Source organism: Scandinavium sp., from assembly GCF_036271055.1.
Taxonomy (GTDB): Bacteria; Pseudomonadota; Gammaproteobacteria; order Enterobacterales; family Enterobacteriaceae; genus Scandinavium.
On sequence record NZ_DATBBJ010000070.1, the window covers coordinates 199,736 to 212,237 of the forward strand.

8 protein-coding genes and 1 pseudogene are annotated in these 12,502 nt (G+C 44.6%); 5 read left to right on the top strand and 4 right to left on the bottom strand.

The features are described from left to right. Positions 1–14 precede the first annotated feature (14 nt). Positions 15–341 carry a hypothetical protein gene (locus VH187_RS13335; RefSeq protein ID WP_329701923.1) on the bottom strand — a complete coding sequence of 109 codons (327 nt, stop codon included), beginning with the start codon at positions 339–341 and terminating at the stop codon, positions 15–17. Positions 342–1,032: 691 nt separating this feature from the next. Between VH187_RS13335 and VH187_RS13340 the strand changes: the two genes are divergently transcribed. Next, positions 1,033–1,668: an inovirus Gp2 family protein gene (locus VH187_RS13340; RefSeq protein WP_329701924.1), complete on the top strand. Its 636-nt coding sequence runs from the start codon at positions 1,033–1,035 to the stop codon at positions 1,666–1,668. Between the two features lie 392 nt (positions 1,669–2,060). On the opposite strand, the gene VH187_RS13345 is transcribed toward VH187_RS13340, so the two are convergent. Both VH187_RS13345 and VH187_RS13350 read right to left on the bottom strand, forming a co-directional pair. Continuing rightward, complete coding sequence (locus VH187_RS13345; RefSeq protein WP_329701925.1) at positions 2,061–3,611, bottom strand: DUF3987 domain-containing protein; 1,551 nt, start codon at positions 3,609–3,611, stop codon at positions 2,061–2,063. 146 nt (positions 3,612–3,757) lie between these two features. Further along, entirely contained in the window at positions 3,758–3,970 is a 213-nt protein-coding gene (locus tag VH187_RS13350) for an AlpA family phage regulatory protein (protein ID WP_329701926.1), read from the bottom strand. 160 nt (positions 3,971–4,130) lie between these two features. Between VH187_RS13350 and VH187_RS13355 the strand changes: the two genes are divergently transcribed. After that, on the top strand, positions 4,131–5,372 hold the full coding sequence (locus tag VH187_RS13355; protein WP_329701927.1) for a hypothetical protein: 1,242 nt from the start codon (positions 4,131–4,133) through the stop codon (positions 5,370–5,372). Between the two features lie 38 nt (positions 5,373–5,410). On the opposite strand, the pseudogene VH187_RS13360 reads toward VH187_RS13355, so the two are convergent. Next, positions 5,411–5,543, bottom strand: a pseudogene (locus VH187_RS13360) (IS5/IS1182 family transposase); the annotation flags it as partial. A 339-nt stretch (positions 5,544–5,882) separates the two neighbouring features. Here VH187_RS13360 and VH187_RS13365 point away from each other — a divergent pair. The 3 genes from VH187_RS13365 (at position 5,883) to VH187_RS13375 (ending at position 12,501) form a co-directional block, all read left to right on the top strand. Further along, complete coding sequence (locus VH187_RS13365) at positions 5,883–8,192, top strand: AAA family ATPase (RefSeq protein ID WP_329701928.1); 2,310 nt, start codon at positions 5,883–5,885, stop codon at positions 8,190–8,192. Then, the gene (locus VH187_RS13370) at positions 8,189–10,138 is read left to right on the top strand and encodes a UvrD-helicase domain-containing protein (RefSeq protein ID WP_329701929.1); all 1,950 of its coding nucleotides are present in this window, start codon (positions 8,189–8,191) and stop codon (positions 10,136–10,138) included. Before VH187_RS13365 ends, VH187_RS13370 begins: the two co-directional genes overlap by 4 nt. Before the next feature lie 233 nt (positions 10,139–10,371). Further along, positions 10,372–12,501: a site-specific DNA-methyltransferase gene (locus tag VH187_RS13375; protein ID WP_329701930.1), complete on the top strand. Its 2,130-nt coding sequence runs from the start codon at positions 10,372–10,374 to the stop codon at positions 12,499–12,501. The last annotated feature ends 1 nt before the right edge of the window (position 12,502 follow it).

Here is a 12,502-nt window from a genome sequence, read left to right on the forward strand (position 1 = left end):
GGTTTCCTTTCAGTTTAATAATGATTAATACAGTCCTGCCATGTGGCATCAGCCAGTGCCTTATTCAGCCCTTTTGCGCTGAATTTTTTAGAGATAGCGGCATTCATAGAGGTCATCTTTATTACGTCTTTTTCACTTGCCGCTTTTAGCGCAGTAAAGGCCGTTTCATCCAGAGGATGGTTCGTACCATTGATACTGACGCCTGGTTCAGAAAGGCCTGTTTGTGACGAGACGCGGTAATCCTCCGCAGGTACGCTGTAAGCAGCAGCCAGCTTTCCACTTGTGCAGGTCAGAGTGAGTACTTCGCCTGAAATATTTTGAATATTGAGTTCAAACTCCATGGCACTGATGTTCCCGTACCAGTCACCCCATTGCTGGTCAGCCTGTACGGCGCTGGCACAGTGGCTAAGCAGCAGTAATCCAGCCAGAGTTGCGTAATGGCTTCTGAAAATTTGGTTTCCTTTCCTGATGATTTAAATACAAAAAGGGTCGCTTCCGTTTTAAGGGGAGCAGGCTGATCGTATTGATTAAATGAGCTAGCGGATAATCGTTAATACAGATCAGTTTCCAGGAATTGATCGTTATTATCTATTGTTGCGTCGATCGATTTGCTATAATTAATAGGTTTAAACTATCTAAAGTTAAGTATCGATCGGTGCGATAGATCAACAAGTTTCAGCAACCGAATGACATTCGTCAGACTGATTCATCTGGGTGATATAGGGTTGAAATTATTTGCAATTTGGACGGAGGATAGTGCGTATTTATGACTTAATTTGATGCTACGTCTGCGACGTTAACTTCAGAGTTATATTATGTAAGTTAATTGTCTGTTTTACGTGTTTCCTTCTACTATAGCAAAAGTAGCATCAGTGCAGTAATTACTGTCTGATACTGTATTATAATAATAAAGATAGAGTATATATAAATCAGTATTAACACTCACTTATAACAATCAATATCAGTACATGTAGAGTAATTAATAACATATCAGGTTTATTATATTGAGATGATTAACACAAGGACTAAAACATGAAACCATACATCAGCAAATTACATGGGCCATGCAACCAACATCATATAAACCGTATCCATGATACGTTGAGAAAATCACTTAATGAATATCCAAGAACGTATGTGCGGAGAATAGATTTAAGAATACCGGATGAGGTCTATGAACAATACAGTACAGACTCTACACTGATAACTCGATTTATGGAATCACTAAAGTCTCAGATTAAACAAACACAAACGCGTAAGCGGATGGAGGGTAAAAGAGTCCATCCATGTAACGTCCGTTATGTCTGGTCAAGGGAATTTGGTGAGAAAAAAGGGAAGAAACATTATCATATCGTATTGATGCTGAATAACGATGCGTACTGTAGCATCGGCACATATTGCCGTGTTGGTAATGTATATGTGCATAATCTGGCATTAATGGTCATGGAGGCATGGGTGAGAACGTTAAACCTTCATACACAACCTGATTATCAACGGTACTACAAATTGGTACATTTTGTGCTCGGGGGAAGTATTAAGCTGGACACTAATAGCGAGACCTTTGAGCTTAATTATTGCGAGATATTCCAGCACCTGGAGTATACGGCTAAACTCTACTCGAAAAGAAATGATGATGGGCAGCGTAATTTTGGTTGTAGTCAGTGCTGATATATTAAGGGAGCCGGTGTGCCAGTGCCTGAAATATGCTTGTAGCAAGGCATGATTATCGTTGTAGCAACTTGCGTTGTAACATTTACTTAACGTCGGCAAGGGGCTGTGCGTTGTAGCAACATGTTAACAGGGTGATACGATGGGCATTAGTCTGCAGGAAGAATGCGCGATTTGGTGTGTTTTTACGGCATGCGTATCTCAAGACACTGCTACAACCTGCTACTGTAGCAATCGTAGCGAAGGATAATGCAGGGATGTTTTTTTTAAGGCATGAAAGGCCCATGACGCAAAGGTGTCAATGAGCCTGTTGGGTGTGGTTTTTGATAACAATTCAGTAGCATGAATTGTTATCGTGATGTTGCTTGTTGAGTGCCTTAGGCAATGCCAGACTAATTAATCAGCTTAGGCGATTGTTGTGGCAAGTATTGAAGCGGAGGCGCAACGAGTGGGGCGTAACAGCCATTATTCATGCGCCAAGTAATATACTCGGCTGAATGAGCGCTTGTCTGAAATGTGGTAAAAAACCCCGTTCCTGGTTGACCAATGATGTAATTCAGCAATGGTTCAAGTTTGTCGCTGCGGCGGAATTTATTGGGTCCATACTTGATGATGTCATTCTTTTTGAATGGAATCCAACCATTGGCAGTGAATTTATTGTGAATCCACTGGCGGAGTTCTTCTACATCTTGATAAAACTTATATTCATCCGTGAACTGATAGAACCAGGATGCTGCATGGCTAAGGTACCACTCCATTATTGCAGCGGCTTTCTGAATAACTTCGAGTGGAATAATATCGGTCTCCTGATCGGTGAAATAGTGAAGTAGTCCAGCAATGCGTAATGTATTAGTGCTGGCTTTCTGCAGCATATAATCAACACCTTTCCAGTGGTGATCGTTCATTGGCAACGAAGTCCAGTAAGCATGTTTATGGCTCCAGTATTCAGATGCCTCAGGAGACAGTTTAAGCATTTTCTTGTCAGTATTACCTGAAAGGATTTGTTGCTTCTGCATTTCCTGAAACTTACGGATGTGCGCATAAAGAAGAGGCAATGCAGTTTCATCACGTGCAGATGCATTCGAGTGATAACGATGGCCCATATTTGTGGCATTTTTAGTGGGGATGTTCATAAACAGGAATCGAGCTAATAAACCACTGTTTACAAGCTTGTCTTGATTCTTTTTCATGAAATTGAGAAAGAGAGATCTCTGCAACATTAAAGATAAGGTCAGTGTCGGTTTGAAGCTACGGGAAGCCTGATTGCCACGTTTGTGCACATAGAGGTCACCATCCCAAGTTTTATTATAGAACACGGAATTATATTTCACACAGGACTCAAAAAAACTGCTCGCTTCGTCGGAGTTAACGGTAATATTCGAGTATTTGTCGAATAATTCAATGAGTGCGGCTTCCGACGGATCATTACAGACAAGGGTGGGTATTAAAGGCTTAACGGGTTCCATGCTTGTATGTACCGCCAGTGCAGCTCCAGCCTCGTCGGTAGGGAGACCTTTTTTTACTGCCATGCGCAGATTACTTTTAAGTGCCTGGAGTTTTGTCTCCCAGACGGCATAATCGCGTTTGTATGCAAACAATTTTTCCCGGAAAGCTTCATCCAGCTCAACTTTTTTTTCGTCAAACGGCTTCCTGAGCTGTTTGTTTACGGTCGATTTCCCCGTGCCTGAATCCGCCAGCGTTACGATATAAAGGGCGCAGGGTCCCGGCATTTTCGTATAGGGATTGAAAACTTCAATATGAGACTGACAAGCCTCCGATACAGCGGCTAAAACCGCATTGACAACTAATTCCTCCGGGATTTTCCCGCCATCCTGAAGATAGTTAATGGCATTTTGCATCACAGATGTAAACGCCCATAAAGGGATGGTCGGCACAGGAATCGCCTGGTACTGGAATCCAGGCAACAACGGTAAATAGCTCATTTTTATTTCCTTAAATTTTTTAGATTAATTCAAAAGTGATATCACCGATGCGACTTACCCTGCTGGGTAAGGGCATACGGTGGGAGTTCACTATTGGTTTGTGTTAGTTCAAGTGCAGTATTCGCTGTAATGGGGTGTCAGGGAGGCTATGCTGCCCGGCGCAGTAGAACCCATTCATCCAGTTCGGATTCCAGCCAGCCAACGGATTGCTTACCCAAGGGGTAGGGTTTCGGGAATGCTGGATCATGACGTGGCGACTTAGCATTAAGCCAGTCGTAGATGGTGGAACGAGCGATGCCGAGTTTGGCCGAAACTGCTCGCATGCGCAGGATTTTTACTGTCTGGGTGTAGGTGGTCATCTTTCTACCTCATTGAACTGTCAGGATGTAAGTTATTTGTTTAATAACGGCTCTCCGTTATTCAATACCTGGGCCGAATGGCTGGTATGCGATGGATTGTAATGAAGTCGAATGGTGTCTAAAATTGGCAATTACCACCTACTTTTTTTGACACTAACTTATGCCAGCCACAACATCCGTACAGAAAGCAGCGTTTGATGCTATCGACAGTCTTCACTTCAGTCAGGTGGTGATGAGTCTCATATGCACAGACCCCGTTGCAGAAGAGTGGTATCGCCGTATTTTTGGCAGAATCAACAGTATCCTTCAGAAGGCAGGGATAACTGGAAAACAGGCCCAGATAGCCAGGCATTATTTGCTGGGTGCTCTTGAAATCCACTTGTCTATTGATAGCAACTATTTTTCGGATACAGTTGAGCACAATAATAAAGGTGTTGATGGTGGTGCACCTTATAACAGAGAACTTCACGAGCAACTTGTTGAACACAACCGAAATTATAGTATCGCTTTACTTTGCAATATTTCTGGTTTTAATGGTGTCGACAGAGAATTCTTTTTTCAGGCAACGGAAGAGTTATTTAATGATAAGATATTATCTACCATGCCGCGTTTTATCAGATATCGTCTTACCGAATGTTGCTATGCGCTGGAATATCCAGATGCTCCTCTCTTTTTTTATCGGGAGTTGGTGGGGCTGGGTATTGTTTTATGCGGAAAATACTCACGTCATCGTGACCAATTTGTGAAGAAGTCTGATTCAGAATTATCACTTTTGTTCATTCGTGCAGGCTTACTTTTTGAGTTTAAGATGCTGCAAAGAGCAGTGCAGGTGATAACCTCCCTCAATAAAAATGGTACTCTTGTTTTACCCGCTGCAGATCTCCGAATGTCCTTTACAGAGCGAAAGAATATTGCTGATTACTATAAAAGACTTGTTGATGTTTGGTTGCTGGAACATAAGCCTGGTTCCTTTGTGGTTTTTCAGTGTAAAAGTGATGTTTCGGATTTAGATGTTAAAATACTTCTTAAAAATATGAGCAGATTTTATTTTCATAAACGAATGTTTGATGGTACGCAGGGAAGCTGGCTGGGAACACTGGGAGCATTTGATATTGAGGTTAGCCGTTGGGTAGAACCAGAACTGGCGATTTATTACGAGGGTAATAATAGTCTTACGATTTCAGAAAAAATTAGATCTAAGTTTATGGAGTTTGGTTTTAGTGTATCAGCTAGAAATTTGTATTTGCGGCATAAAGCGGTAAGAAAAAATAGTTACTCTAAAATTCGATATTATTATGTCCTTTTATTGAATCAGCCATGCATCTTCCCCTGGGATCTTAATAACAATAGTTGTTACGACATGGCTCTGGGGTTTGATGGTTCTAAAGACTTTGTTGAATAAATAAAATTTAAGGCGAGTTTACTGTAACAGATCATTGTTCAGGTAATACGCACGCTTTCTGGCATATCCGCCTTAGTCATTTCGTTTAGCGCACACTCCATAGCCAAAAACCTCTGCAACCTGACCGTCGTAGTCACGTAACGTCAGTATTCCGCCGAACAACTGTTTTATGTGTCTGCTGGTACTTATCAGCGCCTTCTGGCGCTGGGATAGGATCACTCTCAGGAAGGATTTATATTTGAACATAGTTCTTGAACAAGTGGGTTTACGTCATTACGCGAATCTACAGGCCATGCCGATTGCTAACCCGATGCCCAAAAACACTGTGACATGAATCAGTTAGAGTATATTTAAGGATTGGCATTTTTTAGCGAAGCGGTAATATGACTTGCCGTGTCAATTCTTTCTAATTGTGCCTCAACAGCATTAAGGTGGAAGGACTCGAGCTTACGGCGTGGCGCTAAGCTGCTACAGGTTGGCGCATCCCTATACGGATTGAGAGGAGCCACAATGTCAGCAGCAGACGCCACTACATCATTATCTGGGCAGATATCCCTTCGGTTTATTGAGCTTTGCCAGTTCCGCCGACTTGGTAAGGTCCAGCTTGAGATTGATCCTAAGACTACTATTCTCGTCGGTGCTAATAATAGCGGCAAAACATCAATTCTGGCGGCGCTACGCCACTTCCTCGCAGATGGCTCATCATTTGGTGCTTTCGACATCAGTGTTTCTCAATGGCCAAAATTGCGGGAACTTGGAAGAGCTTGGGACGCATTAGAAGAAGACCCATCTACGTCTGGCGCATCCGAAGGTGAATGGGAAGAGCAACTCGGAACCTTACTTTCGGCGATGCCAACGCTAGATCTATGGTTCGATGCTAAGGCCGGTATGTTCCACTATGTCTCCCCGTTCTTGTCAAAATTCAGTTGGAAGGGGGGTGGGGTAGGTGTCCGATTGCGTCTGGAACCTGCTACGAACATTGAGGAGCTGAAGCAGTTGGCTTGGAAGTATCACCTGACGAGAATACCTGTGAAGGATATGGGAAAGGATTCGCTTGCGTGGCCGATTGATCTTCTTGATTTTTGGCTGCGAGAACCTTCTCAACTAGGCCAAGTTCGGGCCTATAAGTTAGATGCCGATAACAACCCTTTGGACGGAATAAAGACCTACGTTAGCCAGGTACTGGATGCTGACTCTAGCCCAATTGATCGTAAGCACCTGCAGAAACTTATAAAAGTAGACTTTGTGGCTGCACAGCGTGGCCTTGGTAGTGAGGAAGCTGATTCCCGATCTGCTTCTGGCCCCCATCGCATAGGTTTATTCTCCAACCAGCTTCTCAAATTTGCTCGACAGCACCTAAATGTGGCTGCAACAGGTCATGGGCACCGAGCTGACCTCATAAAAGCTGTTGCTGAGGCGCAGCAGGAACTAGATAAAAAGATCCATGAGGCTATCGGACCTTCGGTAGAAGAGGTTAAAGAGCTTGGGTACCCAGGCTTGCATGATCCCCAAGAGATTCGTTTCCGAACGCGCATACAGACAGCTGATTTACTCGACCATGGAACCGCTGTTCAATACAGCATGCAGAAGGATTCGTTAGAAGAGCTTCTCCCGGAATATTCCATTGGTCTCGGTTATCAGAATTTACAATCGCTTAGTTACCAACTTGTTTCTTTCAAAGCTGCTCGCCTAAATCCTGAAAAGGGCGCTCCAGTACCTGTTCACCTGGTTATGATTGAGGAGCCCGAGGCTCATTTGCACGTCCAGGTACAACGTATATTTCCTGGCAAGGCACATAAGTTAATAAGCCCTAACGGTAGCGATGAGTTAGGACTTAAAAGCCAATTGATTATCAGTACTCATTCTAGCCATCTAGCACATGCTGAGAATTTTGACCGGCTACGATATGTTCGCCGCATTGCTAAGAGTGATGAACAAACCATGCCTACCACTGAGGTGGTCAATCTTGGGCAAGTTTTTGGTGATGATAAAACGACTCGTCAATTCGCTGAGCGTTATTTTCGCGTTCAGCACACAGATCTTTTATTCGCCAATGCTGCAATCTTTGTCGAGGGGGTTGCTGAGCGTATGCTGTTGCCTCTTTTCATTGAAAGAGATTTTGCAATACTCAACAGCCGCTATCTGTCCTTCCTTGATATTGGTGGTAGCCATGCTCATCGGCTAAGGTCTCTCGTTGAAAGACTCCGTATTCCAACTGTAATTATTACTGATATCGATCCAGTCGAAGAAAGACCTGGTAAGCCTAAAAAAAATGGGGAACCGACTACAACCTTGGTTGCGGTAGCTAATACAGGACAATCCGGCCTGCAATGTGGGAACCCGACTCTTCGCGGATGGCACCCTAAGCTGCAACAGCTTGAGGATTTCAAGAACCCAAAAGATGAGCATCTTGTCTGGAACGAAATTGCCGAATGTTTTGTACGTTTCGCATGGCAGTTGCCTGTAGCCGAAGCTGATAGCCAGTGGCCCAGCACTTTTGAGGATTCGCTTATCCTAAGGAATATTCCCTGGTTTAAGGAGTTGATGAATGAAAAGGTCGATGAAGAAGGCAAGCAAATCACGCCGCCGAAAGGCGCGCTGGGCTCAGTAGCAAGACAGGTTGCTGAAAATGATAATATTCCAGAACTGCTCGCGGCTCTGCACAAATTAATGCATGGATCATTTAATAAAGGAGACTTTGCAGCAAGCATCTTTGAAATGGTCGCTGCGGAAGAACCGATTGTCTGTCCTAAATATATCGAGGATGCATTGGAATGGCTCCAGACACAGCTTGAGCCAAGCAAGGAGGTGATGCCATGACTAATTCACCAACCCTTGACGGCAATGATCGCGATGCAGGGGTAGTAGAAGAGATTTGCGGCTACCTTACAGACATTCCACCTCGTAACTACTTCCTTTTTGCGGGGGCTGGTTCTGGTAAAACACGAACATTGGTGGAAGTTTTACGTCGCCTTACTGGTGTGACCGAGCATGAGAAGGGGGGACAATTGGCACGGTCCCTGAAGATGTATGGGCGTTCGATTAGAGTTGTGACCTACACCAAGAATGCTGTCTCTGTAATCAACGGACGTCTTGGAGACAATAATTTAGTCAGTGTGTCTACCATCCATTCGTTTTGCTGGGAATTGATTAACGGGTTTAACGATGACATCCGTGAGGCTCTTATTGCATTAAAAGAAGCGCAACTTGCTAGAGACACTGCAGAGGCGGAAGCAAAACCGAGAGGTATAACTCCAGCTAAACAACGCGCTCTCGACGAAATTATAGATGAAATCGAAATTCTGCGAGCGACAGAAGTATTCATATACCATCCCGACCGAAATACATATGGTCCTGGTGCTCTACCACACAATTACGTACTGGACGCGACTGCGTGGTTGCTTCGGAATAAACCGACACTTCAAAGCATTCTCAAAGATCGACATCCAATCATACTTATTGATGAGTCGCAGGACACGATGAAAGGTGTACTGGACTCCTTGATGTTACTTGCCGAAAAGCGGGAGCGAGATTTGACTCTTGGTTTGCTGGGAGATCATCGACAACGAATTTATACAGATGGTCATGCGGATCTTCCAAGCATTGTTCCTGAAAACTGGGCAACGCCTGAGTTACAAATGAATCATCGTAGTCAGCGACGGATAGTCACACTGATTAATAAAATCTGGGAAACTGAACTGGAAGGTAGGACGCAACCAACAAAGGGTTCAGCACAACATCCCCGAACGGAAAAAGCTGGTGGAACGGTTCGGCTCTTCTTGGGGGATACATCACGAAGTCCAGAAGATAAAGTGCTTAGTGAACGCTGGTGCGCTGAGCGAATGTTTGAAATTAGTGGTTTAGCAGATTGGAATCAAGGGCAATATCAGTTGCTTGCGCTTGAGCATAAGCTTGTTGCCACTCGTGGCTCGTTTCTTCATGTTTATGAGGCAATGGTTCTGTTAGATCCTCATGCAGCAGCGCCATCTGGCAGTGGTGATAATAAGGGGCCTTCATCTGTACAAACATTGCTTAATGAACTTGCACACTTGGAAGCCTGTATAAGCAATGACGGGATTGTGAATGAGTTCATGGCAACTGAGGTTTTTAGACGATATGGCAGGTTAGACAATATTCCTGAAGACTATGAAGCAAGAGCCGCACGTACTGACGAAATACTCAAGGCGGTAAATATTTTTGCGGCGGCTTGCGCTAAACCAGAGTCAACGGTTGCTGATGTGTTAGCGCCAGTCTTGTGTGCAAGCTTGTTCGAGGTAGATCATCGCCTTCAGGAGGCTTATGCCGATAAGTCACCAACTCCCCCAGCTCCTGAACGAGGTGAGGATGAGTCAAAACAAACAAGAATGCGCCGTGGATGGTGTGCACTGTTTGCTGCTCCATGGAAACAACTTAAGTGCTATCGGAATTACCTTGCTGGGATTTCAGAGCTTGCAACACATCAGGTAGTTAAAGGCTCTGAGTTCAAGCACGTCATGGTTGTAATGGATGATGAGCTTGCCGGAGGGTTCCTCATTAAATACGACAAGATTTTTGGCGGTATGGAGCTAAGTAAACGGGACAAAGATAATGCTGAAGCTGGCAAAGAGACAACCATCGACCGGACTTTACGTCTACTGTACGTAACTTGCAGCCGTGCGCAAGAATCGCTCGCCTTAGTGCTTTGGTCGTCCGATCCAACTGCAGCAATGGCTCGAATCGAGGAAAGTCAGTGGTTTGAAGAAGGCGAGGTACAGATCATCCCATAGCATCGCTTAATCACATTCACAATGTCATTCAGTTTTTAGGTCGTCGGTGTTGCTGATGAATGTTAATATTACTCTAAATTTTCAGTGCATTGTTTGTATCGGTTATTAAATGTTAAGGCTATGCCTTTCCCAACTGATGACCTGCACTTCAATCGGCGTGACGACATAGCTCATGTGGTACGTTTTAGCCGCATCGTCAATAGCTAGATACACAATAGAGAGAAAAAATTTCAGTGTCCAGACTGACTGATTTGCTTGCCAAAGCAAAAGCTAAAGATCCGGCATTAGGGGCTGAACTAGATCGAGAGTTCAAAATTTTGTCGTCGCGCCTCCCCTTCGGGCTGAACTTCGAGCGACATAGCCCTGAAGCTGTTGAGTTACCATTACGACCTGTCCGAAAAGGTGACAAGGTGCGTATTCTGCCGGAGCGCGGATCGATCAAGAAAGGTGATCAGCGGCTTTGGCAGGTAAAGACTATTAACAGGGCCAACAAGACGGCATTATTAGAACTTTTGGATACTGCCGAAGCCGAAACTAAGGCTGTAGGGCTGGGTTTTCTGGTAGTGGTAGCTGAGTTTCGCGATACTATCTATCCGGGACTAATTAGTACCGGCAAAGTGCTCCGAGGTGGCCATAAGCCATGCCATACAATCATCAATGGTGAGAACTATCACGTTCTCAAAGCATTAACCTACACTCATCGCGGCAAGGTAAATGCGATCTACATTGACCCACCATACAACACAGGGGCAAAGGACTGGAAGTACAACAACGATTATGTTGCTGGTGATGATCTGTATCGGCATAGTAAATGGCTCGCGATGATGGAGCGTCGCCTTTTATTAGCTAAAGAGCTATTGAATCCTGCGGATTCAGTGCTGATTGCAACCATTGACGAAAAAGAGTACTTGAGGCTCGGGTTGCTTTTGGAACAGGTGTTTCCTGAAGCACAAATAGAAATGGTTACAAGCATTATCAGTGCAAAGGGTGTAGCGCGGGTTGGCCAGTTCTCTCGGGTTGAGGAATTCATTTATTTCGTAAGGTTGGGGGGCTCCAGCGTCCAGCTTGGCGAACAGAATATGCTAGATGATTCTCGCTCAGCCGCTGCACAAATCGGGCGTGATATTGATTGGCTTGGGCTTCGCCGCCGCGAACCGACTGCCAAGCGAGGTGCTCGTCCAAATCAGTTTTACCCTATATTTATTGACGAAGTATCAGGCTTTATTGATTCTATTGGTGAACCACTCACTGATGATGTGGATCGCATGACGGTACAGCCTCCAAAAGGAACAATTCCCATCTGGCCTTTAAGACCGAAAGGCGGCGAAGGACTTTGGGGCATTACTCCTGAAACAGCCAAAAAATATCTTCAGAATGGCTTTATACGTGCACGAAACTACAAGCCGGAAAGCGGACAGGTTGCAATTCATTATTTGCCAAGTGGTACTGTCGATGCTATTCGGGATGGACGAATTGATATCATTGGGCATGATCCAGATGGCGCTGTACGGGCGGTCCATCGAGAGCGTAAGGGAGTAATTCCTAAGCGAGTGTGGAACATGGCCTCTCACAATGCAGAGAATGGCGGATCGTTGATTTTATCCAAATTAATTCCTGAACGCCGTTTTCCTTTCCCAAAATCTCTGTATGCAGTTGAAGATGCTCTCAGATTCTTTGTTGCCGACAAGCCTGAAGCTGTGGTTGTGGACTTTTTCTCTGGCTCTGGAACTACAGTACACGCCGTTATGCGTTTGAACCGGCAGGACGGAGGTCGTCGCCAGTGCATAAGTATTACCAACAATGAAGTTAGCGCGGATGAACAAAAAAAGCTTCGAGAGTTAGGTTTAAGGCCGGGTGACCAAGAGTGGGAAAAATGGGGCATCTGTGATCACATTACCAAGCCTCGTGTTGCTGCTGCTATTACGGGTAGAACCCCAGATGGTGAACTGATAAAAGGGGACTATAAATTTACTGATGAATTCCCGATGTCTGAAGGCTTTGAGGAAAATGCTGAGTTTTTCACGCTTACCTACGAAACCCCGGTATCTATAAGTTATAACTTGGCATTTAATCGGATCGCGCCGCTGCTATGGCTTCGTGCTGGTGCTAAGGGAATTCTTATAGACAAACTGCCGGATGATGGTTGGGCTATAGCTGATACTTATGGATTGCTAAGCAATGTTGACGCTGCTACACCGTTTATCAGGGCTTTGTGTGGGAGAACCGAATTAATCATTGCCTATATCGTTACTAACGATGACCGTCGCTTTCAGGCGATTGCTAAACGTTTGCCAGATAGCGTCGAGGCAGTCCGCCTTTATGAATCGTATCTCACCAATTTTAGCTTCACCAATGGGGAATAAC

Coding starts and splice junctions, on each gene's coding strand:
- VH187_RS13370 (WP_329701929.1), top strand. CDS start 8,189: ATGACTAATTCACCAACCCTTGACGGCAATGATCGCGATGCAGGGGTA.
- VH187_RS13335 (WP_329701923.1), bottom strand. CDS start 341: ATGGAGTTTGAACTCAATATTCAAAATATTTCAGGCGAAGTACTCACT.
- VH187_RS13340 (WP_329701924.1), top strand. CDS start 1,033: ATGAAACCATACATCAGCAAATTACATGGGCCATGCAACCAACATCAT.
- VH187_RS13355 (WP_329701927.1), top strand. CDS start 4,131: ATGCCAGCCACAACATCCGTACAGAAAGCAGCGTTTGATGCTATCGAC.
- VH187_RS13365 (WP_329701928.1), top strand. CDS start 5,883: ATGTCAGCAGCAGACGCCACTACATCATTATCTGGGCAGATATCCCTT.
- VH187_RS13345 (WP_329701925.1), bottom strand. CDS start 3,611: ATGAGCTATTTACCGTTGTTGCCTGGATTCCAGTACCAGGCGATTCCT.
- VH187_RS13350 (WP_329701926.1), bottom strand. CDS start 3,970: ATGACCACCTACACCCAGACAGTAAAAATCCTGCGCATGCGAGCAGTT.